Here is a 22,199-nt window from a genome sequence, read left to right on the forward strand (position 1 = left end):
TGTTCAGGCCGCAGGGACTGTTCGGCGACAAGATCATCGAAAGGGTTTAAGTCCAATGCTGTACCGTGAAACAGGCCAGTTCAAACGGAACTATGCGGCCGACCAGCAGCTCTTTCCGATCTTTCAGGACAAGATCCTGATGGCCATCATTCTGGTGGTCGCAATCGGGATTATTCCCTTCGCGATCAATGATTACTGGTCGAAGGCCATCCTGCTGCCGTTCCTGATCTATGCGATGATCGCACTCGGCCTCAACATCCTCGTCGGCTATTGCGGCCAGATCTCGCTCGGCACCGGCGGCTTCATGGCGGTCGGCGCCTACAGCTCCTACAAGCTGTGCACGGCCTTCCCTGAAATGAACCTGATCCTCGTGATCCTGTTTTCAGGTGGCTGCACGGCTGCGGTCGGAGTGCTGTTCGGCCTGCCGAGCCTCCGGATCAAGGGCTTCTACCTCGCCGTTGCCACCCTTGCCGCCCAGTTCTTCCTGGTCTGGATGTTCAACAAGGTTCCCTGGTTCTACAATTACGACATGAGCCAGATCACGGCTCCCCCGCGGGAGGTGTTCGGCGTCCTCGTCACCGGTCCGCAAGCATCACCGGCCGCGCAATATCTCTTCGTGCTCGGTTTCGTCGCCGTCCTTACCTGGGTCGCCCTCAATCTCGTGCGCGGGCGCATCGGCCGAAGCTGGATGTCGATCCGCGACATGGACATTGCCGCCGAACTTCTCGGTATCCGGCCCTTGCAGACCAAGCTGCTCGCCTTCGCCGTTTCTTCTTTCTATGTCGGTATCGGCGGCGCGCTGATCTTCCATATCTGGCTCGGCACCGTCGAGGTGACGGAAGCCTTCGACATCCTGCAATCCTTCTTCGTCCTCTTCGCCATCATCATCGGTGGGCTCGGCAGCGTGCTCGGCTCCTTCCTTGGGGCCGCCTTCATGGCGCTGATGCCGGTCGGCCTTAAGGTTCTGATGGTGGACGGGCTTGGTGTCGTCGTCGACACCGCCAAGCATATCGAGGTCATGCTGGTCGGCAGCCTGATCATCTTCTTTCTTATCAAGGAGCCGCATGGTCTTGCCCGGATGTGGCAAATCGCCAAGGAGAAGCTCCGTCTCTGGCCCTTCCCGTACTGACGGGAGCGGCTGCGAACAAACGGTCGCCCGCGTGCGCAGCAATACGTGTACGCGGTCGTTTAATGAGCGGCAGGAAATGCGGCTCGCAATAGGGAGGCTAACAACCATGAAATTTACAAGACTAGCATTGTCCATGGCTGCAGCCGGCGTCATCGCCGGCACGGCGATGGTGGATACGGCCAGGGCGGATTACGACGCCTACACCGTTCCAAACCTCGTCTACCGTACGGGGCCCTATGCTCCGAACGGCATCCCCGTCGCCAACGGGTTCCTCGATTATTTCAACATGATCAACGAGCGTGACGGCGGCATTGAGGGCATCAAGGTCAACGTCGTCGAGTGCGAGACCGCCTATAACACCAAGCAGGCTGTCGAGTGCTACGAGAACACCAAGAACGAAGGCCAGTCCGGCGCTCTTGCGATGAACCCGCACTCCACCGGAGCGACCTACGCTCTGATCCCGAAGGCCACCGAAGACAAGATTCCGCTTCTGACTCTCGGCTATGGCCGGACCTCGGCGGCCAATGGCAAAATCTTCCCGTACATTTTCAATCCGCCCGGCACCTACTGGTCCCAGGCCACCGTCTTCATCAAGCATATCGCTGACAAGGAAGGCGGACTGGACAAACTGAAGGGCAAGAAGATCGCCCTCGTCTATCACAACTCCGCTTATGGCAAAGAGCCGATCAAGACCCTTGAGCTGCTCGCCAAGGAACATGACTTCGAGCTGGTATTGCTCCCGGTGGATCATCCGGGCCAGGAACAGAAAGCCACCTGGCTGCAAGTCCGGCGCGCGAAGCCCGACTGGCTCCTGATGTGGGGCTGGGGCGTGATGAATCAGGTTGCCCTGAAGGAAGCCGCCGCCATCCGTTTCCCGATGGACAAGTTCATCGGCGTCTGGTGGTCGGGTTCAGAAAATGACGTGGCTCCCGCAGGTGCCGCGGCAAAGGGATATCTTGCTGGCACCATGCACGCACCGGGCGATGATTTCGCCGCCTTGCACGACATCAAGAAGTACGTCTACGCCAAGAATAACGGCGCCGGCGAGGAAGCCCGGATCGGCGAAGTCCTCTATAACCGCGGCCTGCTGGAAGCGGTGCTGACGGCCGAAGCCATTCGGAACGCCATCAAGATCCACGGCACTAAGGATGTTCGGGGCGAGCAGGTCCGGGACGGCTTTGAAGCCATCCAGCTTGGCGATGCCGATTTCGAGCGGCTTGGTCTCAAGGACTTCATGCCTCCGGTCAACATCAGCTGCGAGAACCATGAAGGTAACGGCAAGATCGCCATCCAGCAGTGGGATCCCGATTCTGGAAAATGGACCATCGTGTCTGACTGGATCGAGCCGATGCGTGATCTGGTGAACGAGCTCGTGGAAGAGGATTCCACGGCATTCGCGGCAGAAAACAAGATCACGCCGCGCACCTGCGGCTAACGACAAAAGCGGTGACGGCGCCCGGGGCGCCGTCACCCTCCATCCGGAGGAAATGCAAGTGACAGCGGTCGAACAGGATACCGGGGCGGAACAGCCGATACTCCGCGTCAATAACATCGAGGTCATCTACGACCACGTCATTCTGGTCTTGAAAGGCGTTTCGCTGGAAGTGCCGCGCGGCGGTATCGTCGCCCTGCTCGGCGGTAACGGCGCCGGCAAGACCACCACACTGAAAGCCATCTCGAACCTGCTGAAGTCCGAACGCGGCGAGGTGACGAAAGGCACGATCGATTTCGAGGGGCAGCCGATCCAGTCGATGAACCCGCACCATCTGGTCGAGCGGGGCGTCATCCAGGTCATGGAAGGCCGCCATTGCTTCGAGCATCTGACCGTCGAGGAAAACCTGATGACCGGCGCGTTTACGCGCGGCGGGGACAGGGCCGGCATCGCCCGGGACCTGGAGATGGTCTATAATTATTTCCCGCGCCTGCGTGATCGGCGCACCAGCCTAGCGGGCTACACTTCCGGCGGTGAGCAGCAGATGGTTGCCATTGGCCGGGCGCTGATGAGCCGTCCGAAAACCATCCTGCTGGACGAGCCGTCCATGGGGCTCGCCCCGCAGCTGGTCGAACAGATCTTCGAGATCGTGAAGAAGATCAACGAGCAGGAAGGTGTTTCCATCCTGCTGGCCGAGCAGAACACCAACGTCGCCCTGCGTTACGCAAAATACGGCTACATCCTGGAAAACGGCCGGGTCGTCATGGAAGGCGATGCGGAAAGCCTGCGCTCGAACGAGGATGTGAAGGAATTCTATCTCGGCCTCAGCACCGGCGGCCGGAAGAGCTTCCGAGACGTGAAACATTATCGCCGCCGCAAGCGGTGGCTCGGCTGATCCATCGCCACGCATTCAGGAATTGGGGACCGTACAGACATGAGCGGCGATTTTTACGACAGGCTTGAAACCCGCAGTACCGACGAACGCGAGGCCGCCCAGATGGCGGCCTTGTCCGCTCAGGTCGCCCTGGCCAAGGGCAAGACCGCCTATTTCGGCAAATTGCTGTCCGATATTGATCCGGGCACGATCACCAGCCGCGCGGCCCTCACCGGCCTGCCCGTCACCCGCAAGGGTGACTTGCTTGACCTGCAGAAAAGCACGCCTCCCTTTGGCGGCATGACGACTGTCGCGCCAAACGGCCTTGCCCGGCTCTACATGTCCCCCGGCCCGATTTACGATGCGGAAGGGCCAGAGTCCGATCCCTGGCGCTTTGCTCGCACGCTTTACGCCGCCGGGTTCCGCAAGGGCGACATCCTGCATAATTGCTTCTCATATCACCTGACCCCGGCCGGCATGATGGTCGACGGTGCTGCCCGCGCCATCGGCTGCGCCGTGTTCCCCGGTGGTGTCGGCAATACCGAAATGCAGGTTCAGGCCGCGGCCGATCTCAAGCCCGCGGGCTATAGCGGCACCCCGAGTTTCCTGAAGATCATTCTGGAAAAGGCCCGCGAGCTTGGCGCCGACATATCCAGCATGAAGAAAGGTCTCGTCGGCGGCGAAGCCCTGCCCCCGAGCCTGCGCAAGGAAATCGCCGATCTCGGATGCGGCGTCCTGCAATGCTATGGCACGGCCGATCTCGGCCTCGTCGCCTATGAGAGTCCGGCCCTTGAAGGCATGATCCTGGACGAAGGCGTGATCGTCGAAATCGTCCGCCCCGGCACCGGCGATCCCGTGGCCGAAGGCGAAGTCGGCGAAATCGTCGTCACAACCCTTAACCCACACTATCCCCTGATCCGCTTCGGCACGGGGGATATGTCGGCAGTGCTGGCTGGGACCAGCCCGTGCGGGCGTACCAACCAGCGTATCAAGGGCTGGATGGGCCGCGCGGACCAAACCACCAAGATCAAGGGCATGTTCGTGCATCCGGGACAGGTTGCCGAGGTGGTGAAGCGCCATCCGGAAATCTCGAAAGCACGTCTTGTCGTTACCGGCCGGACCGGTGACGACGTGATGACCCTGCATTGCGAGACCGCAGCATCCGGAGATGCTCTCTCAGACGCTGTTGCAGCCAGCCTGCAATCCGTCACGAAACTGCGCGGGGCCGTCTCTCTGGTCACCGAAGGCAGCCTCGCCAATGACGGCAAGGTCATCGAGGACGCCAGAAGTTACGAATAACCAAACAGCGGACCGCGCGGGTATTCCACGCGGTCCGGCAATATCAGGCATTGTTTATTGCCACTTGGTTATGGATTTACTCGCGGCTCCTGGTTTTTCCAGAAGTCGCACTGAGATGTCCCGTAGATATCAGGAACCGGTGAAATTGCTGGCTCCGCAAAGGCATTAAGCCCGGTATGCCCTGCTTTCCACCGCGCCCATTCCGTTCCCGGCCCACCGGCAGGGTCCATTGCAAAGGTTGCCCAAACCTTGTTCATGTTCTTCGCGAGCTTGATGTCGTTTGGCCCAGCTCCATTCGGCAAATTGTTGAACACGAACGGTAGTTCCGCTTCATGGCATACATTGCCAGCCTTGTTCGCCGGGGCGCATGCATCAACAGGAGGAGTGGACGGTACAACCGGCTGCTGCAGAACGACAAAGCCCCAGACACTATCCGAATTCGCCGTCTGATTTGCCTTCATGTTACCGCATGCAAAGGCAAAATCCGTAATCAGGCTTCCCATTGAGTCAATAGTGCGTTCCAGACTCTCCGGATGCTTTCGATATTTCTCGTTATCGAGAATCTCGTCTGAGGTCGCGAACATATCGCCGATCAACATAGAATAAATCAGCGGCAATGCGAATTTACCGGTCCATTTCTGCGCAGCAAGTTCTGCGAAGAGCACCCCCTCGGATTTGTTGAAGGTATACATGTACGGGACCGGAGCCTTACCCTCGACGGCCTCGGCTGGTTGAGCGGCAAGATACGAATTTGGTTCGATGACCGGTGCGAACGGCAACGCTTCGGGTAAACCGTCCCGTCTTACCCGACCGGAAGACTTTAGCACTTTTTCATAAAGTTTCGTCGCCGCGAGCAACGTATCTCCGCCGGCAGCCGTTTCCGGCAGTTTCGGAGCTGTAGCCAACGTGCCGCACTGAGTTGCCTTGGGATTGTCTATTACCGCGTTCAGGCACTGCAAGAACGTGACAGAATCCGCCGAAGCCTCGGAAAAATCCCGATAGATAACCCCTATCGGATTACTCTCCATGATCGCACCGCGAAACAATCCGGACGAGGCTTCCGAGGAAAACATGTGCAGACCGACGGACATAGCACCCGCGCTCTCACCAAAAATCGTCACCTTCGAGGCATCGCCACCAAAAGCACCGATATTCGCGCGAACCCATTTCAGGGCATTGATCTGATCCTCGATACCGAAATTGCCGCCATTTTTCTGCAATGCGTCAATATTCGGGTCGTACAGAAAACCCGCTGCCCCCAAACGATAGTTGAGAGTCACCAGAACCACATTCTGGTCAGCTGCGAAATTGCTGCCATCATAAGGGTTGTTCTGCCCTTGCTGACCACCCGAACCAAAAACAAATGCCCCGCCGTGAATGAAAACCATCACGGTTTTATCCGCAGGAGCACCCGGTTCAGCAGGCGTCCATATATTCAGGAAGAGGCAATCGCTTAAGGTTTCCGCAGATTGCCCCTGAGGACAGGGCGCCCCATAGTCCGTGGCTGGCGTCTTTGCCTGATAGGATGATGTGATTACCGAGCTGTTCCAGAGGGATGCCTGTGCATATTGGATCCCCTTGTAGCTCTGAACACCTTTATCACTTGAGCCGCAGAGAGAACCGCCCCCCACGGCAACGCAAGGATCATCGGCTTTTACCGGAGCAGACAGACACAAAAGCATCAAGGCAGCGGTGGAAACTGAAGCCAAACTCAAGATACTCTTTTTCATCAACACCTCCAATTTTATGCAATCTTCAGGAGAAAATGCATATATCCAATCCCCCAGCAAGATCGCTTTTCATCTTATGCGTTAAATTTTGATGCCCATTGATTGCGAGAGCATCGATGGTGTTGACTCCATACATCAACGGTTTGTGAATAAATTTATCTATGGTCATGAAATATTTATATTTCAGCCAAGGCCTCCTGCATGCTTCGCGTCCGCCACGCCGAAAAACACTTTTTGCAAGAATATTTGAAATTAGCAGGCCTGATCGAGATTGATGCTTTTGAGAAACACGCCTCTTTCCCGGCGTCCGCTGGCGCTTGGCCTCTCTTCGTTCCACAATCGAAAAAACGGCAAAGACCGGTGACTCAGGTGGAGGAACAGAATGGGCGCGAAAGTCTCGGCTATCGAAACCATCCGGATCGAGGAATACCCGAACCTGCTCTGGGTCCGCGTCATAGACGATGACGGTGCGGATGGGCTTGGCGAAACCTTCTACGGTCCCGGCGCCGCCGAGGCCCATATCCACGACATCATCGCCCCCTACCTGCTCGGCAAGGATCCGCTCCGGATCGAACAGCATCAGCGCAATCTCACCGGCTATGTCGGGTTCAGCGGAGCCGGGGCTGAAATGCGTGGCCGTTCAGCCGTCGATATCGCGCTCTGGGATCTGTTCGCCAAGGTGAAGGACATGCCGCTGCATCAGGCGCTCGGCGGCGCGGTGCGGGACAGTATCCGGGTCTATAATACCTGCGCCGGCACCCGCTATGTGCAGAACCGCCCGACCCAGGGTACGGACAATTTCGGTCTCGACGCCAACCGGGGCGGCTATGAGGATCTCGATGCCTTCCTGAACCATGCGGACGAACTCGCCGCCAGCCTGCTGGAGATGGGCATCACGGCGATGAAGATCTGGCCCTTCGACTATGCCGCAGAGTCAAGCCGGGGCCATCATATCAGCCCGCGCGATCTTGCGACCGCCATGGCGCCGTTCGAGAAGATCCGCGAAGCGCATGGCGACCGCATGGACATCATGGCGGAGCTGCATTCCATGTGGGACCGGCCGACCGCGATCAGGATCAGCCGTGCGCTGGAAGCCGTAGACCCGCTCTGGGTCGAGGATCCGGTTTTCATGGACAACCTCTCCAGCCTCGATGAAGTGGCCCGCGCCACCACCGCGCCCATCGCAGTCGGCGAGACACGTGGCGGCCGCGCCGATTATCGGCAATTGCTGGAGATGGAATCCCTCAGCCTGATCATCACCGATATCGCCTGGGGCGGCGGCGTCTCGGAAGCTCGCAAGATGGCGGCCATGGCGGATGCCTGGCATGTTCCGGTCGCCTTCCATGACTGCACCGGCCCGGTCGTCCTAGCCGCCTCAACCCACCTCGCCCTCAACACCCATAACTGCTTCATTCAGGAAATGGTGCGCGCCTTCTATTACGGCTGGTATGGTGACCTCGTAACCCAGCTTCCTCCCGTAACAAAAGGTGAGATCTCGCCCCCCGAAGGCGCCGGCCACGGGCTCAGCCTGCAGCCCGATATCCTCAAGCGCACGGATTGCCATATTCGCAGATCTGAACTTTAACAAAATTCGACAACATACTGATTTATGGACATACTTGAATGATCGAACTCTGGATTCCGATCACCATCGCGGCGGCCTTCTGTCAGAATTTGCGCTCCGCTCTGCAGAAGCATCTGACATCGAAGCTCAGCACGTCGGGAGCGACCTTCGTCCGCTTCTTCTATGCCATTCTCCCTGCCTGGCTCTATGTCTGGTTCCTGCATGACGGCATCGGCCTTTCCATGCCCGAGCCGCAACCGGTCTTCTGGATTTATGCGGCCGTCGGCGGGGCGACACAGATCGCCGCGACTGCCCTTCTCGTTTATCTCTTCGCGTTCCGGAATTTTGCCGTCGGAACCACCTATTCCAAGACCGAGACGGTCCAGGCTGCAATCTTCGGCATCGTCATTCTGGGAGATCCCCTGACGGCCGGCGCGATGGTCGCGATCATGATCAGCTTCATCGGCGTCCTTGCCATCTCCGCCGCCAAACAAGCCGCCGGGATCGGCGGCATCGCCAAATCCTTGACCAGCCGTCCCGCCATGATCGGTCTCGCCTCCGGTGCCTGTTTCGGTATCTCGGCTGTCTCTTACCGCGCCGCTTCGCTTTCCCTTGGTGGCGAGGGTTTCCTGATCCAGGCAGGCTTCACCCTGGCCTGTGTCACCATCATGCAGACCGTCGCCATGGCTGCCTATATGCGGCTGCGTGATCCGGGCCAGATCACGGCGGCACTGCGGAACTGGAAGATCGCGGGCATCGTCGGGCTCAGCGGCATGGCCGCCTCGGCCTGCTGGTTCACCGCCATGACCATCCAGAACGCGGCCTATGTCCGCGCGCTCGGCCAGATCGAACTCGTATTCACCTTCGCCGCCTCCTATCTCTTCTTCAAGGAGAAGAGCAGCCCGCTGGAACTCGCCGGGATCGGCCTGGTGATCGCCGGGATCTTCTTCCTGCTTCTGTCGACATGACCCGCCCCTCTGGTCATCCGGCGGGGTATGGGCTGCGTATCGACAGGGATTGGAGATCAAACCCATGCCCGTTCACGCTCTACGCCTCGCAAGCGCGATCCTTTTCGGACTGTTCATGATGCCCTCCAGCCCGGCTGAGGCTACGAACGCCCACGACTTCAGCTTCGTCTCGATCGAAGGCGATCCGCTACCGATGAAAGACTACTCGGGCAAGGCCGTGCTGGTCGTGAATACGGCTTCTTTCTGCGGTTTCACAAAACAGTACGAGGGCCTGCAAGCACTCTGGGAACGGTACAGGGAACGCGGTCTTGTCGTGCTAGGCGTGCCCTCCAACGATTTCGGATCGCAGGAGCCCGGAACCGCAGCCGAGATCAAGGAATTCTGCGAAGTGAATTTCGCCGTGGATTTCCCGATGACGGAAAAGCAGGTGGTCACCGGCGACCGGGCGCATCCGTTCTATCGCTGGGCGGCACAAGAGCTGGGAGCGCTCTCCAAACCGCGCTGGAATTTTTACAAGATCCTGATTGCACCGGATGGCAAGGCCGTCGACTGGTTTGCCTCCACAACAGAGCCCTCATCGGCAAAGCTCACGAAGGCTGTTGAAGCCGCCCTGCCGCGATAGACGCCGGGGCTATTTACGTATCCTGACGACAGCGCGGTCGTCATCACCGGATGCCGGGCCGTGCGTATCGGGAACCATCCGGTGCCGCACGGTCGTGCCGCCGTCATCCCGGTCATTGTCTTCGCCGCCAAAGCTCATGACCGCGACGCCCATCGCCAGGGCGCTGAAGGACGCAAAGAAGGAAAAACAAAGCAAAAACGGGCCAAGCCAGGTCGGCTCGGATTTCATGCTCAGGCTGGCAAGCCCGGCAACATCGAACACCAGCAGACCGGCCGCAATCGCAATACCAGCCCCGCCGCCAATCACTCCGTGACCGAACAGAAAACGCAGCATGGGAGATTTGAAATACACGATCCACTCTCCTTAGAAAGAAGCGCGTAAAGAGTGCTCCCTTTCGCAGCCCCGCTCAATGGACAGCATGACGCATGCGCGGCCCGGATGGTCATCATACCCCATTCCGTTAACCACCAAGTTGAGGTATCAGAGACTGAGCCGGACAGATCAGTCCAGTCCATCGCCCCGGGGCAATACATGAGTGACGAGTCGAACGAAAACTACACCAAGACCGGCTGGATGCGTGACATGACGGATCAGGAACGCCGCGCATTCGACCGCGTGGCATTCCATTTGGACGCCGAACTGGCACTTCCCGACGGAACAACCACAAAGGGTGAAATCGTCAATGTCTCCTTGGTCGGCTTTCTATTCACGTCGGAAACGCCCGTTGAATTTCGCGGCGAAGCGCGGCTCTCGATAGGCGATGAGGTTTCCGGACTGAAGATCAATATCGTCGATACCAGCCAGGTCGGCCTGCATCTGGAGACCTATCCAGGCGAGACCGACATACGCGATCTCGCCCTGAACCACCCGTCGATTGCCCGGCTTTTTCTGCCCTACATCTACAATTACGACGGCGATAATTAGGACGCGCTCAACGGAGCCAGTTTCCTGCAAAATCAGGACTTCCGGTAAACTCCGTAGACAGCCTTCACCTTTTCCGCGAAATCAGGGTGCCCCGGCAGATATGGCATCGGCCGGGAGACATGCAACGCTTCCCAGCGCCCTTCCAGCTCCAGCCGGTTCAGCATCTCGGCAATGCCCCGCGACTGCCAGAAATCATCCCTGCTGGTGAACACCACGACACCGCCGCTCCGGAGCACTCTCAGCCATTCCTTGAAGATGGCCGCTTCCTCGAGATAGGTCAGCACCCCGATACAGAGGATACCGCCAACGGCCCCCTCCCCAAGCGGAAGCGGCTTGTTAAGGTCGGCATATTCGAGACGATCATAGACCGCCTTCTGCTTTGATGTTTCGAGGCTGGAACGTGATGCGTCCAAACCGGTCAGGTGACCGGTGGCACCGGCAGCCCGGAGCGCCAGGCCTGTAAGTCCCGTTCCGCATCCGCAATCGAGAATGGGGGCATCCCTGAAATCTTCCAGGTGCCCTTTCAGGAGCCCGGCCGCCTGCTCTGGCGCCTCATATCCCCAATTGGCCAGCTCCCGATCGTACTCACTGGCCCAGGCGTCGTAGCTTTCCGCGTTGACCGCCCCGCTGCGGGACACATTTCCGTCGGTGCGGAGAATTTTTTCTTTAGACATCGCTGCTTTCTCCCTGTTCTGGAGAAAGCCTAACATTCACGGGGAGTGGTTTCAGGGGGGATTTCACAAGAAATCCGTTCTGATCCGGTGAGATACGGACGCGGTCGGGCCGCGTCCGTATCCGCAATGCTTACTTGCCTTTGAATTCAGGCTTGCGCTTTTCCATGAAGGCACGGCGGCCTTCGATATAGTCCTCGCTGGCGAAGCAGGCGGTGACCAGATCGTCACACTTCTGCAGATCCCGCTCGCTTTCCGGCACCACCGTCTGGTTGGCGATGAACTTCACCGAATTGACGGTCATCGGTGCATTCCCGGCGATGGTCTTCGCATAATCGAGGCAGAACTGTTCAACCTGATCGTCCGGAACAACCCGGTTCACGAGGCCCATGATGCGGGCATCCTCGGCATCGTAACGGCCGGCGGTGAAGAAGATTTCCTTGGCGAAGCTCGGTCCGACGAGCGCGGCCAGGCGGGAAATCCCCGGATAGCCGTATCCGAGGCCGAGTTTGGCGGCCGGGATGGCGAACTTGGAGCCTTCGCCGCAGATCCTGAGATCACAGCAGACCGCGAGTGCGACACCGCCACCGACGCAAAAGCCGCTGATCTGCGCGATGACCGGCTTCGGGAAACCGGCGACCTTGTCATAGACCCGTTTGGTGGTCGCATTGTAGCGGGCGACACCGTCGGCGCTGGCCCGCTCGGATTCGAACTTGGAAATATCGGCGCCGGAAACGAAGGCTTTCCCGCCCGCGCCGGAGAGGATCAGAATGCGGACGCTGTCGTCGGCCGAATACCGGTCAAGCGCGGCCTCGACGGCCTCCCACATTTCCAGGGATACGGCGTTGCGCTTTTCCGGCTGGTTGAAAATGATCCGGGCAATCGCGCCGTCCTGGCTGGTGAGAATCTTGTCAGTCATGGTGTCTCTTTCCCTTGAATAATTCAGGCCCTTTGATGGTCGGCGCTCAGATGACGCCGTCACGCTTCAGTGTTTCGATGTCATCCGCGGAAAAGCCGAGATCCGTCAGCACTTCCTGATTGTGCTCACCCGCCATCGGCGGCGGAGAAGCAATGGTCGACGGCGTCCGGCTCATGGTAATCGGCTGACCGACCAGATGGGTATCGCCACGCTCGTGCGACTTGACTGGCTGGGCAAGTCCCAAATGCGCCACCTGCGGGCTTTCGAACACCTGCTGGATATCATTAATTTCGCCACAAGGCACACCGGCGGCATTCAGCCGCTCGATCCAGTTGGCCATGGTATCCTTGAGGGTCTCGGCCTCGATCTCCGCGTTCAGGGCATCCCGGTTATCGGAACGGGCCGAACCTGTCGCGTAATCCGGGTTCTCGTTCCATTCCGGCTTGCCCATGGCAGCGCAGAATTTCTCCCAGATGGCCTGCCCGGCAACCGCGATATTCATATACGCGTCGGACGTCTTGAAGACACCGGTCGGGATGCTGGTCGGGTGGTTGTTACCGGCCTGCTTCGGCACATCGCCATCAACCAGCCAGCGCGCGGCCTGGAAATCCAGCATGAAGACCTGGGCCTGCAGAAGAGAGGTCTGCACCCATTGTCCCTTGCCGGACTGCTCACGCTCCAGAAGGGCGAGAAGAATGGCCTGCGAGCAGAAAATGCCCGCCGTAAGATCCGCGATCGGAATGCCGACCCGCATCGGGCCTTCACCCGGGTTGCCGGTGATCGACATCAAGCCGCCCATGCCCTGCGCGATCTGGTCGAACCCAGGGCGCTTGGCCAGCGGGCCGTCCTGACCGAAGCCGGAAATCGAGGCATAGACCAGCCCCGGATTGTCCTTGGACAGGGTCTCATAATCGATACCCAGCCGGTTTTTCACGTCCGGCCGGAAATTCTCGACAATGACATCGACCTCGCGGGCGAGTTTCCGGAAGACCTCAAGGCCGCGCTTGTCTTTCAGATTAAGGGTCAGACTGCGCTTGTTACGATGAAGATTCTGGAAATCGGCGCCTTCGCGGGGGCCGCCAAGTTGCCCGGCATTGTCCGTCGCCGGCATCTCGATCTTGATGACATCGGCACCCCAATCGGCCAATTGCCGTACGCAAGTTGGGCCTGAGCGCACCCGCGTCAGATCAAGAACCTTGTATTTATTCAGTACCGTACTGGCATGAGAAATGCCCATTTTTGAACACTTTCCTCCGGTTTCTCAATAGCTTGGATCCCTGCTAACAGGGCGCTGCGAATGATGCGGCAGCGAATTAGGAAGTTCCCGGACAATATGTATTTTGTTGATTGTTGACAATCTGCATTTCAACTATTTACTGTCGACAAAACAAGGAAACGCACATAAAAAAGATGGCAATGCAGAATAAACCATTCCACGCTCGCGAATACGCGACTCTGACAACTCACGTCGAACGTGAGATCGAGAGGCGTGTGTTGACCGGCGAAATCGCTGCCGGGGCGCGGATTGGAGAAGCACAGATTGCAGAAGAACTTGGCGTGAGCCGCGGCCCCGTAAGAGAAGCCCTGCGCAGCCTTGGGCAATCCGGCCTGGTGGAGATTCTTCCGAACCGCGGCGCCGTCGCGCGCACCATCGGTCTTGACGAGGTCAAGAACCTCTACGCGTTACGCGGAGCTCTTTTTGCCCTTGCCTGTCAGGAAGTTGCCCGCCGGCATGATGCCGGGACCGTGGCTCTCCTGCGCGAGAATATGAGTGCGATGCGGGCGGCGCTCGCCTGTGACGACAAGGAGGCTTACTACCGCCTGAATGTCGACTTCCATTTCGCCATTATCGACCACTCCGGCAACCAGCGCGCAACCGACGTCTATCATAGCGTCGTGAAGGAAATGCACCTGTTCCGGCGGCGCGGTTTATCGAATGTGCCGAACATCGAGGAGTCCGTGAAGGAACACGAGACAATTCTGGACGGCATCGCCGGCGGAGATCCCGACGCAGCCCGCGAAGCTGGCCGTATTCACATCGAACAGGGATGCAAACGTTTCCTTGGCACGCTGACCGAAGACCCGTCTGGGCTCTCCAAGACGGACCCTTAACCTACCACTTCGCCCGCTCTTTTTGAGACGGGCTCTTCAATTACCAACGCACCAAAGGCAGTCCCGTCATGGGGCATCCCCTGGTGTGATCTTAAGACGAGTAGGACAATGGAGGAATAGAATGTCCGATTCAGCTTTCTTTAATCGCCGTGACTTTCTGAAGTCCGCCGCACTGGCTGGCGCCGCCGGTGCCACCATGGCCGGCTTCGGCAGCAAGGCATTCGCCGCGGATTTCCCGGCCGAGACCCTGAACGTCGTGACCCATGCAGGTCCGGGCGGCGGCACCGACATCACCACACGCATGATGATGCTGCGTGCCCGCAAGGAATTCGGCCAGGATCTGGTCGTCGTGAACAAGCGTGGCGGCAGTGGCTCGGCAGCGCTGATGTACACGAACTCGCGTCCCCGTGATGGCTATACCTTCATGACCATCACCCAGTCGCACATCTTCCAGATCATCCAGAAGAAGGTGCCGATCAAGATCGAAGAGCTGGTCGGCCTCGCCCGTGCCACGGACGACCCGACGGTCCTGACTGTTAATTCCAACAGCAAAATCAAGACCCTCGACGATGTTCTGAAGGCATCCAAGGACAAGAAGGGTGGCCTGAAATGGGGCACCACCTTCGCAGGCGGCGCCGATCACGTCGGCATCCATAACTTCTGCAAGGCTGCCGGCAACATCCCCTACACCATCGTTCCCTTCAAGGGCGGCGGGGACATCGTCACCAACCTGGTTTCCGGCAATATCGACGTTGCCCTGCTGAACTATGCCGAAGGCGAGTCCCAGTACGGTTCCGGCGAATTCCGCCCGATCGTCAGCCTCTCCGAAGAGCCGATCGAAGCGCTCGAGGGCGTCAAGACCGCTCGCGATGCCGGCGTTAACGCCCTGGCCTCGACCGTGCGCGGCTTTGCCTGCCTTTCCGGCGTTCCGCAGGACCGTGTTGATGCCCTGAGCAATGGCCTCGTCAAGGCTATGAAGCATGGTGTCTATCAGGGCTATCTCGCTTCCGGCGGCATGCCCAAGTCCAGCGTCATCGGTGCTGAGAAATGGAACGCCGAAATCCGGCGGATCTATACCGAAAGCACCACTGCGCTGACCGAACTCGGTATGCTCTGAGGACATTATGTCAGACAAAACCACCGTTGACCGGGCTGCTCACGCAGCCCGGTTACCGCGCGACTTCATCATCGGTCTCTGTATCGTGGTGTTTTGCGCTATCACCTACTGGATCACGCTCGGCTTTGCCGAAGCTCCCGCTGCTGTCGCGCAAAACGTACAGCCGGCGACATTCCCGCGCCTGGTCGCTTCCGTCATCGCCGTGCTCGCCGTGGCATTGATGGCCATATCTTTCCGCAAGGATTCCCGGCCCGGAAAACCGGTGCCGCTAATGGTCATCATGACGGGCGCCATGATGCTCGCCTTCGTGCTTGCCTTTGCAAATCTGGGATTCATCATCGCGATGGTGTTCTTCTGCTTCTGCATGCCCATCCTCTGGGGTGAGCGGCGGTGGCACGCGATCATTCCCTTTGCCGTCCTTTTTCCCGGCGCGGTCTATGCGCTCTTCGCCCTAGGCCTCGACGTGCACTTCGATGCCGGCATTCTCGGTTTCTAGCGATCAGATTGGTTCAACCTGATGGATGCGTTCCTCACCGCCCTCTCGGCGTTCTCTGACCCCTACCTGCTCATGGTCATCCTGATCGGGACCCTCGGCGGCGTCCTGGTCGGAGCCATGCCGGGCCTGAGCTCGACAATGGCAACAGCCCTGCTGCTGCCCTTCACCCTAACCATGGATCCGATCCCGGCGATTTCGCTGCTGAGCGCGCTTTACTGCGCGGGCACTTTCGGTGGTTCGATCACGGCTATCCTCGTCAATGCCCCCGGTGCACCTCCCGCAGCGGCAACGGCGTTCGACGGCTATCCCCTGGCGCAACGGGGCGAAGCCGGCATGGCACTCGGCATGGCCGCGGTCAGCAGCGTGATCGGCGGGATTTTCAGTATCGTTGTGCTGATCGTGGCAGCTCCCCTGCTGTCGCGCGTTGCCTATAATTTCGGGCCGCCCGAATATTTCGCCCTGTCGCTCTTCGGTCTCTCCATGCTGGCGACGATCAGCGGCGAGTCAGCCCTGAAGAACCTGATCGGCGGTGCCTTCGGTGTTCTTCTGGCCACCATCGGCATGGACTTCACCACCGGTGTCGAGCGTTTCACTTTCGGCTTCTGGGAGCTGACGGAAGGCGTTCACTTCATCCCCGTGATGATCGGCCTATTTGCCGGCTGCGAGTTCCTGACCCAGGCCTCGAAACTGAAGGAAGGCCGGATCCGCGCTGTTTTCGACGCGGTCAAACTGCCCGGCTGGAGCGACTTCAAACGCTGCTTCGGCACGATCTGCCGGTCTTGCGGTATCGGCGCCTTTATCGGTCTGCTTCCGGCTGAAGGCGGCACCGTTGCGGCCATGATCGGCTATAACGAGGCAAAGCGCTGGGCCAAGGACAAGAGCCAGTTCGGCAAGGGCGACCTTCGCGGCATTGCTGGCCCGGAAGCGGCCAACAACGCCGCCACCGGTGCCGCCATGGTGCCGACCCTGGCACTCGGTATCCCCGGCAGCGCCACCACGGCCATCATTCTCGGTGCCCTGCTGGTGCATGGCCTGCGCCCCGGCCCGCATCTCTTCATCGAGACGCCGAGCCTGCTCTACGCCATCTTCCTGTCCATGCTGGTGGCAAACTTCGCCTTTGCCGCTTTCGGCTTCGCCGGTGCAAAGCTCTTTGCCCGGGTGACACTGATCCCGATCGAATATCTCTGGCCCGCCGTCTTCGTCCTGGCATCCGTTGGTGCCTATTCGATGGACCAGTCGATCATGGATGTCTGGATCATGGTACTGGCCGGTCTGCTTGGCTTCGTGCTGAAACGGTACGGTTTCTCGGCCGCCCCGATCATCATGGGCCTCATCCTGGGTGAGCTGGTTGAGAACAGCCTGAAGCAGGCTCTGATCATCTTCGATCACAACTGGTTCCATTTCCTGGAACGGCCGATCGTCGTGACCTTCCTGGTGCTAACCATCGCCTCGATGGTCTGGCCGCTGGTCACCCTGTTCCGAACCCGGCGACAGGAACGCAAGGCTGCTGACGCAGCCCAGGGCTAAACATTATCTTCACGGGGCGGCTTCGAGCCGCCCCGTTGCTTTTCCGAGACCGAGGCTCCCCCAGATGCAGATCACCCACATCACAGCCAGCGTCCATCGCCCGATCACGGCCGGCGAGCAGGAAAACAAGGCAACCTATGCCGGCACCGACGGTCCGGTCTTCGTACGCTGCCGTATCGATACGGATGAAGGCCTTACCGGCAATGGCTTCACCGGACGGTTCCTCGCGGCCGAGGTCGCGCATTTTCTGAACCATTCGATTGCCGAAGCCATCATCGGCGAAGATCCGCTCAATCCCGAACTCCCGGCACGAACCGAGCGCCGTTTCAATCCCCGCGCCATGACGGGCGTGGTGGTCAGCGCCCATTCCGCGCTGGAAATCGCCCTGATGGATCTCCGCGCGCAAGCCGACGGGAAAAGCATTGCCGCCCTTCTCGGCGGCAAGCGCGACCGGGTCCCCGTACATGTCACCTGCGGCCTGCCGCATTTGACTGTCGACGACCTGCAGAAAGCCGCGAGGCGCGCCATCGACGGCGGCGGAGCGGGCGTGAAGGTCGTCATCGCCGCCAAGGGACGTTCCTGGCAGGAGGATGCCGAGCGCCTCCTCGCCGTGCGCGAGGCCATCGGCCCGGACGCGGACCTGATCGCGGACGCCAATTGCGGCTTCGACCTCACAACCGCGCGCAACTTTGCCCATGCGGCCTCGGGCGCCCGGCTGACATGGCTGGAAGAACCCCTGCGCGACAACGACCCGCGCCAGCTGGCGGAGCTGACCGGCGAAATAGACTGCCCCGTTGGCGCCGGCCAGATGGAACAATCGGAATACCGGTTCGAGCAACTGATCCGGCAAGGCGGCGTCTCGGTCATCCAGCCAAATGCCGTCTTCGCCGGCGGTTTTTCGAAAGCGATCGACATCATCCGCCTCGCAGAACGGCACGGCCGCGAGATCTGTCCCGCCGGCGGCTGGGATTTCGTCAACCTGCACCTGATGGCGGGCGCTCTGGAGCATGGGGCGATGGAGTATCACGAGGGCCACGAGTCGATCATTCGCTGCATCAGCGGCACAGTGCAGACACCCGCTCATGGCTATATGAGTGTTCCGCCCCCCCCCGGGCTTGGCATCCCGATAGATGAAAGCTCCCTCGAAGCGGCGCGCGTCTATCCCCGTTAATTCAGTTGGAATACCGGATCAGTATCTTGCCATGAAGGAAACTTTGGCCAAGCAGAAATGAAGTGCCGAACTCCATCCAGCCTTCTTGTTTCTCAATAAACTTAAACACTTAACAAAAACTCACAGTACGGGCTCGTGAACTTTCCCGAGCAACGGCAGCAATCCTCGTACCGGCATGTCGATATTCTCAGGCTGCTGGCGGTGCGCGTTCCCGAATTCCTCCACGCTGCCAGTCTTGTTTCCTGATACAAAAGCCTTCCAGATGAGCGTTCGCTCAAGCTGAAACAGTCTTAAAAATCGGACTCAAAGAAAAAATCAATGGAGCTTTTCCAGCTAACCTCCAAAGCAGGTTATCTGGGACAGCCCCTTCAAGAAACGTCAGGAGGGAGAGAAAATGCACCCCATCATCGATATGGAGATCGAGGCTCCGCTTTCCGAGGCTGCCCTGCAGGCCCAGGAGATAGGCAGGGGCCGTCCCGGCACCCCGATGGGAGAACCGCTTGACCGGCCCGAAGGATACGGCTTCGACAATTACAGCACCGTTTTCGGCGGCGGCTCGAAAGGCTCGGCGACGCGTTCCTACACGCAGGAGGAACGCGACCAGAAGTTTGCGTCGATCATCGCCGACATGGACCGGGCGAACGTCGAATACGGCTTCATGTGCAATATGCTGAACAGCGAGATCGGCGACATCCATCGCAAATATCCCGGCCGCTTCAAGATGTTCGCCCTGATCGACCCAATGGACGGCATGCGCGGGGTCAGAGAGCTAGAACGTCTGGTGAGAGAAGACGGAGCAAACGGCTTTCGCGTGACCGCGCTCACCAACTGCCTCCCGGCCAGCGACCGGCGCTACTATCCGCTTTATGCCAAATGCGTCGAGCTGAACGTGCCGGTGAAGATCTACAGCAGCATGAACTACGCCAACGACCGGCCCTACGATCTCGGCCATCCACGTCATCTCGACCAGGTCGCCATTGACTTTCCGGAGCTGAAAATCCTCGCTGGCCTGGGCGGCTGGCCGTGGATCCCGGACATGGTTGGCCTGCTATCCCGTCACCCGAACCTCTATTGCGACACCTCAGCCCACCGGCCGCGCTATTTCGCGAAAGCCGGAGCTGGCTGGGAGATGTTCATGCAGTTCGGCAACAGCCGCCTGCAAAACAAGATCATGATCGGGTTGTCACGCTATCTCTTCGACTGCCCCTACGAGGAACTGGTCGAGGAATACCACCAGCTTCCCCTGAAGGAGACGGTGCTGGAGAAGTGGTTCTATCACAATGCCAAACGGTTTTTCGAAGGCGACTGAACCCGGCACGCCACGACTGCCCCCCTTACCATAAACCGTATAAAAAGAGGTCACGATGACCAGGGATGTTTCGTCTCTCATCAGGCCGGCGACAATCGCCGTCATTGGTGCGTCCGCCAGGAAAAGAGCTCAGGGTAACGCCGTTATCGACAATTTACTGAGCCGGAATTGCAAAAGCCGGATCATCCCGGTCCATCGCAGCGCCGAAACCATCCAGGGTCTGGCAACCGTCCCCACCATCGAAAACCTGCCCGACAATGTTGATCTCGCCATCGCCTCGGTCCCTGCCGCCGCTGCCGTTGAAACCGCGCAGGCTCTTGAGAAACGCGGCGTGAAGTCGGCGATCTTCTTTGCCTCCGGTTTCTCGCAGGAGGACGGGGATGCTTTCCGCTCCCTCGCCGCCGAAAGCGCCATGAATATCCAGGGGCCGAACTGCATGGGCCTGATCAACCTCAATGACGGGCTGTTCCTCTATCCGGCGACGACGTCGAGCAAGATCAGGGCGGGCAAGGTTGCCTTCATCGCACAGTCCGGCTCGGCCGCGATCACGCTGATGAATTCGGCCGAGTTCGGCATCTCGAAGATCATCACCGTCGGCAGCGAGTTCCAGCTGACCGCCGCCGACTATATGAACTGGCTGGCGACAGATGAAGACACGGCGGCAATCGGTATCGTACTGGAAGCGATCAAGGATCCGGACGCCTTTGCCCGCGCCGCCCGCCGGGTATTCGAGAACGGCAAGTCCCTTGTCATTCTGAAAGTCGGCAACTCCACAATCGGATCGGCAGCCACCCTTGCTCACACCGGGTCGATGACCAGCGATGCCGACACCTATCGGCTTTTCTTCAATGCGAACGGTATTCCCACCGTGGCCGATTACGACGAGTTGAATGCAGCCCTGGAGATCCTGTCCCGCCATGGCCAAAGGCAAGGCAAGGGCAGGCTCGCGATCGTCGGTATTTCAGGCGGACAGACGGCGCTTGCCTGCGATGTCGCCACGACAGCCGGCATTGAACTGGCGCATTTCAGCGATGCCGTGATACGCCGGATGGGCCAGGTTTCTCCCGGCACACTGGCTCAGAACCCGGTCGATTTCGGCTCGGTGACGGACGAGGCTGCCCGCGATATCGCCGGTTCGGTCAAGGCAATCCTGGATGACGACGGCATCGATATGCTGGCCGTGATCCAGGATTGCCAGGCCGGACTGCACGAAAAGTCGCTTGAGTCCTACAGCACGCCTATCGACGCCTATTGCCGGAGTGCTCTCGGTGCGACGAAACCCATCGTCGCGATCTCCGCCACCTCTGAGGAGATCCATCCGGACATCCGGGCGAAATTCGAGAATCACGGCATTCCGATTGTCAGTGGTCTGCGCGAGGGCATCGTCGGGATTGGGACCATCTCACGCCTCCCCGTGCGGATGGACACTGCAGAAACACCAGAGACGCCTCAGGCTCTGTCCCGAAAGAGTCACGCCTTGAGCCTGATCCGGAAAGAACTGGAAAGTGGCCGGTTCCAGCTGACACCGGAAAGCAGCCTGGAGATCCTGACGGCTTACGGCATCCCGACGTCCCCCTCTCTGATCGTCAGGAACGCAGATGAAGCGATGGAACGAAGCGCCGAGATCGCCTTTCCACTGGTCGTGAAGGTTGCATCCAAGGACATCGCTCATCGCTCGGAGCTCGGCGGCGTCGTGCTTGGCGTGTGCGACATGGACGAGCTATCGGCGGCGATCGCCCGGATCACGGAAAGCGTCTCGGCAGCCGCACCCAGCGCCCAAATCGACGGCTACGAGCTGCAGCGGGAAGTGCGCGGCGACCTCGAGGCCGTGGCCGGTTTCGTTTCCTCGCCGCCCTTCGGCGTCAAGGTCATGGTTGGGACCGGCGGAACGCTCGTCGAGCTGACGGACGATCTGGCCATGGGACTGGCTCCGCTGTCGGTCGCGGACACGCAAGCCCTCATCGCCCAAACAAAGCTCGGCAAGCGCATGGATGGCTACCGGAACCTCATCGCCAAAACCGACACGCGGCCACTCGCCGAACTGGTCTCGAACCTGTCGCTGATGGCACGCGACCTCGGAAACCGGATCACCTCCTGCGATCTGAACCCGGTCATGATTCACGCCGGTTCCGGCGAAGTCGCAATCGTCGACGTGCTCATGACGGTGAAGTGAAGCAAGGGAGGTTCACTTCCTGCCGCAATATCGCAGGAGAACAGGCAAGCCCGGTTCAAAGGGGATATTCTGAAAACTTCAAGATCTTGGGGGATATTTTGGTGGAGCCGAGGAGGATCGAACTCCCGACCTTCGCATTGCGAACGCGACGCTCTCCCAGCT

At 59.4% G+C, this 22,199-nt stretch carries 20 protein-coding genes; 15 read left to right on the forward strand and 5 right to left on the reverse strand.

The genetic code is table 11. The features are described 5' to 3' along the window. The first annotated feature begins 55 nt into the window (after window positions 1–55). The 4 genes from AAC126_RS15585 to AAC126_RS15600 all read left to right on the forward strand — a co-directional run bounded on the left by AAC126_RS15585 (window position 56) and on the right by AAC126_RS15600 (window position 4,734). Window positions 56–1,129 (forward strand): branched-chain amino acid ABC transporter permease, encoded by a 1,074-nt coding sequence (locus tag AAC126_RS15585; RefSeq protein WP_339854911.1) that lies wholly within the window; start codon window positions 56–58, stop codon window positions 1,127–1,129. 106 nt (window positions 1,130–1,235) lie between these two features. After that, window positions 1,236–2,564, forward strand: coding sequence for an ABC transporter substrate-binding protein (locus AAC126_RS15590; protein WP_339854912.1), 1,329 nt, complete (start codon window positions 1,236–1,238; stop codon window positions 2,562–2,564). A 58-nt stretch (window positions 2,565–2,622) separates the two neighbouring features. Next, the gene (locus AAC126_RS15595) at window positions 2,623–3,456 is read left to right on the forward strand and encodes an ABC transporter ATP-binding protein (RefSeq protein WP_339854914.1); all 834 of its coding nucleotides are present in this window, start codon (window positions 2,623–2,625) and stop codon (window positions 3,454–3,456) included. A 39-nt stretch (window positions 3,457–3,495) separates the two neighbouring features. After that, window positions 3,496–4,734 carry an AMP-binding protein gene (locus AAC126_RS15600; RefSeq protein ID WP_339854916.1) on the forward strand — a complete coding sequence of 413 codons (1,239 nt, stop codon included), beginning with the start codon at window positions 3,496–3,498 and terminating at the stop codon, window positions 4,732–4,734. Window positions 4,735–4,802: 68 nt separating this feature from the next. Here AAC126_RS15600 and AAC126_RS15605 read toward each other — a convergent pair whose 3' ends face one another. After that, complete coding sequence (locus AAC126_RS15605) at window positions 4,803–6,464, reverse strand: carboxylesterase family protein (RefSeq protein ID WP_339854918.1); 1,662 nt, start codon at window positions 6,462–6,464, stop codon at window positions 4,803–4,805. A 382-nt stretch (window positions 6,465–6,846) separates the two neighbouring features. Between AAC126_RS15605 and AAC126_RS15610 the strand changes: the two genes are divergently transcribed. The 3 genes from AAC126_RS15610 (at window position 6,847) to AAC126_RS15620 (ending at window position 9,618) form a co-directional block, all read left to right on the forward strand. Further along, the gene (locus tag AAC126_RS15610) at window positions 6,847–8,049 is read left to right on the forward strand and encodes a mandelate racemase/muconate lactonizing enzyme family protein (protein ID WP_339854920.1); all 1,203 of its coding nucleotides are present in this window, start codon (window positions 6,847–6,849) and stop codon (window positions 8,047–8,049) included. A 38-nt stretch (window positions 8,050–8,087) separates the two neighbouring features. Next, window positions 8,088–8,996 carry a DMT family transporter gene (locus tag AAC126_RS15615; protein WP_339854921.1) on the forward strand — a complete coding sequence of 303 codons (909 nt, stop codon included), beginning with the start codon at window positions 8,088–8,090 and terminating at the stop codon, window positions 8,994–8,996. Window positions 8,997–9,060: 64 nt separating this feature from the next. Beyond that, window positions 9,061–9,618, forward strand: coding sequence for a glutathione peroxidase (locus tag AAC126_RS15620; protein WP_339854923.1), 558 nt, complete (start codon window positions 9,061–9,063; stop codon window positions 9,616–9,618). Window positions 9,619–9,627: 9 nt separating this feature from the next. Here the strand turns inward: AAC126_RS15620 and AAC126_RS15625 are convergent, their stop codons facing one another. Further along, complete coding sequence (locus tag AAC126_RS15625) at window positions 9,628–9,969, reverse strand: hypothetical protein (protein WP_339854924.1); 342 nt, start codon at window positions 9,967–9,969, stop codon at window positions 9,628–9,630. 180 nt (window positions 9,970–10,149) lie between these two features. Between AAC126_RS15625 and AAC126_RS15630 the strand changes: the two genes are divergently transcribed. After that, window positions 10,150–10,542, forward strand: a complete 393-nt coding sequence (locus tag AAC126_RS15630; RefSeq protein WP_339854926.1) for a PilZ domain-containing protein — start codon at window positions 10,150–10,152, stop codon at window positions 10,540–10,542. A gap of 32 nt (window positions 10,543–10,574) precedes the next feature. On the opposite strand, the gene AAC126_RS15635 is transcribed toward AAC126_RS15630, so the two are convergent. The 3 genes from AAC126_RS15635 to AAC126_RS15645 all read right to left on the reverse strand — a co-directional run bounded on the left by AAC126_RS15635 (window position 10,575) and on the right by AAC126_RS15645 (window position 13,369). Beyond that, window positions 10,575–11,216 carry a class I SAM-dependent methyltransferase gene (locus AAC126_RS15635; RefSeq protein ID WP_339854928.1) on the reverse strand — a complete coding sequence of 214 codons (642 nt, stop codon included), beginning with the start codon at window positions 11,214–11,216 and terminating at the stop codon, window positions 10,575–10,577. A 130-nt stretch (window positions 11,217–11,346) separates the two neighbouring features. Continuing rightward, window positions 11,347–12,132: an enoyl-CoA hydratase gene (locus AAC126_RS15640; protein WP_339854930.1), complete on the reverse strand. Its 786-nt coding sequence runs from the start codon at window positions 12,130–12,132 to the stop codon at window positions 11,347–11,349. Window positions 12,133–12,178: 46 nt separating this feature from the next. Then, window positions 12,179–13,369, reverse strand: coding sequence for a CoA transferase (locus AAC126_RS15645; protein ID WP_339854932.1), 1,191 nt, complete (start codon window positions 13,367–13,369; stop codon window positions 12,179–12,181). A 179-nt stretch (window positions 13,370–13,548) separates the two neighbouring features. Here AAC126_RS15645 and AAC126_RS15650 point away from each other — a divergent pair, with 179 nt between their 5' ends. From AAC126_RS15650 to AAC126_RS15680, 7 genes are all read left to right on the forward strand, one after another. Next, window positions 13,549–14,244, forward strand: a complete 696-nt coding sequence (locus AAC126_RS15650; RefSeq protein ID WP_339854934.1) for an FCD domain-containing protein — start codon at window positions 13,549–13,551, stop codon at window positions 14,242–14,244. A gap of 121 nt (window positions 14,245–14,365) precedes the next feature. After that, window positions 14,366–15,361, forward strand: coding sequence for a tripartite tricarboxylate transporter substrate binding protein (locus AAC126_RS15655; RefSeq protein WP_339854935.1), 996 nt, complete (start codon window positions 14,366–14,368; stop codon window positions 15,359–15,361). A 7-nt stretch (window positions 15,362–15,368) separates the two neighbouring features. Beyond that, window positions 15,369–15,857, forward strand: a complete 489-nt coding sequence (locus AAC126_RS15660) for a tripartite tricarboxylate transporter TctB family protein (protein ID WP_339854936.1) — start codon at window positions 15,369–15,371, stop codon at window positions 15,855–15,857. Between the two features lie 21 nt (window positions 15,858–15,878). Next, window positions 15,879–17,384: a tripartite tricarboxylate transporter permease gene (locus AAC126_RS15665; protein ID WP_339854938.1), complete on the forward strand. Its 1,506-nt coding sequence runs from the start codon at window positions 15,879–15,881 to the stop codon at window positions 17,382–17,384. A 64-nt stretch (window positions 17,385–17,448) separates the two neighbouring features. Further along, window positions 17,449–18,555, forward strand: coding sequence for a mandelate racemase/muconate lactonizing enzyme family protein (locus tag AAC126_RS15670; RefSeq protein ID WP_339854940.1), 1,107 nt, complete (start codon window positions 17,449–17,451; stop codon window positions 18,553–18,555). Between the two features lie 394 nt (window positions 18,556–18,949). Beyond that, window positions 18,950–19,864: an amidohydrolase family protein gene (locus AAC126_RS15675; protein ID WP_339854942.1), complete on the forward strand. Its 915-nt coding sequence runs from the start codon at window positions 18,950–18,952 to the stop codon at window positions 19,862–19,864. A gap of 55 nt (window positions 19,865–19,919) precedes the next feature. Then, entirely contained in the window at window positions 19,920–22,037 is a 2,118-nt protein-coding gene (locus AAC126_RS15680) for an acetate--CoA ligase family protein (protein WP_339854944.1), read from the forward strand. The last annotated feature ends 162 nt before the right edge of the window (window positions 22,038–22,199 follow it).

The organism is uncultured Nisaea sp. (assembly GCF_963974195.1).
In the GTDB taxonomy this organism is placed as follows: domain Bacteria; phylum Pseudomonadota; class Alphaproteobacteria; order Thalassobaculales; family Thalassobaculaceae; genus Nisaea.

Excerpts from the sequence above, each read along its gene's own strand:
- AAC126_RS15655 (WP_339854935.1), top strand. The coding sequence starts at position 14,366 with ATGTCCGATTCAGCTTTCTTTAATCGCCGTGACTTTCTGAAGTCCGCC.
- AAC126_RS15645 (WP_339854932.1), bottom strand. The coding sequence starts at position 13,369 with ATGGGCATTTCTCATGCCAGTACGGTACTGAATAAATACAAGGTTCTT.
- AAC126_RS15590 (WP_339854912.1), top strand. The coding sequence starts at position 1,236 with ATGAAATTTACAAGACTAGCATTGTCCATGGCTGCAGCCGGCGTCATC.
- AAC126_RS15635 (WP_339854928.1), bottom strand. The coding sequence starts at position 11,216 with ATGTCTAAAGAAAAAATTCTCCGCACCGACGGAAATGTGTCCCGCAGC.
- AAC126_RS15585 (WP_339854911.1), top strand. The coding sequence starts at position 56 with ATGCTGTACCGTGAAACAGGCCAGTTCAAACGGAACTATGCGGCCGAC.
- AAC126_RS15615 (WP_339854921.1), top strand. The coding sequence starts at position 8,088 with ATGATCGAACTCTGGATTCCGATCACCATCGCGGCGGCCTTCTGTCAG.
- AAC126_RS15665 (WP_339854938.1), top strand. The coding sequence starts at position 15,879 with ATGGATGCGTTCCTCACCGCCCTCTCGGCGTTCTCTGACCCCTACCTG.
- AAC126_RS15620 (WP_339854923.1), top strand. The coding sequence starts at position 9,061 with ATGCCCGTTCACGCTCTACGCCTCGCAAGCGCGATCCTTTTCGGACTG.
- AAC126_RS15605 (WP_339854918.1), bottom strand. The coding sequence starts at position 6,464 with ATGAAAAAGAGTATCTTGAGTTTGGCTTCAGTTTCCACCGCTGCCTTG.
- AAC126_RS15600 (WP_339854916.1), top strand. The coding sequence starts at position 3,496 with ATGAGCGGCGATTTTTACGACAGGCTTGAAACCCGCAGTACCGACGAA.
- AAC126_RS15680 (WP_339854944.1), top strand. The coding sequence starts at position 19,920 with ATGACCAGGGATGTTTCGTCTCTCATCAGGCCGGCGACAATCGCCGTC.
- AAC126_RS15660 (WP_339854936.1), top strand. The coding sequence starts at position 15,369 with ATGTCAGACAAAACCACCGTTGACCGGGCTGCTCACGCAGCCCGGTTA.
- AAC126_RS15675 (WP_339854942.1), top strand. The coding sequence starts at position 18,950 with ATGCACCCCATCATCGATATGGAGATCGAGGCTCCGCTTTCCGAGGCT.
- AAC126_RS15650 (WP_339854934.1), top strand. The coding sequence starts at position 13,549 with ATGCAGAATAAACCATTCCACGCTCGCGAATACGCGACTCTGACAACT.
- AAC126_RS15610 (WP_339854920.1), top strand. The coding sequence starts at position 6,847 with ATGGGCGCGAAAGTCTCGGCTATCGAAACCATCCGGATCGAGGAATAC.
- AAC126_RS15670 (WP_339854940.1), top strand. The coding sequence starts at position 17,449 with ATGCAGATCACCCACATCACAGCCAGCGTCCATCGCCCGATCACGGCC.
- AAC126_RS15630 (WP_339854926.1), top strand. The coding sequence starts at position 10,150 with ATGAGTGACGAGTCGAACGAAAACTACACCAAGACCGGCTGGATGCGT.
- AAC126_RS15640 (WP_339854930.1), bottom strand. The coding sequence starts at position 12,132 with ATGACTGACAAGATTCTCACCAGCCAGGACGGCGCGATTGCCCGGATC.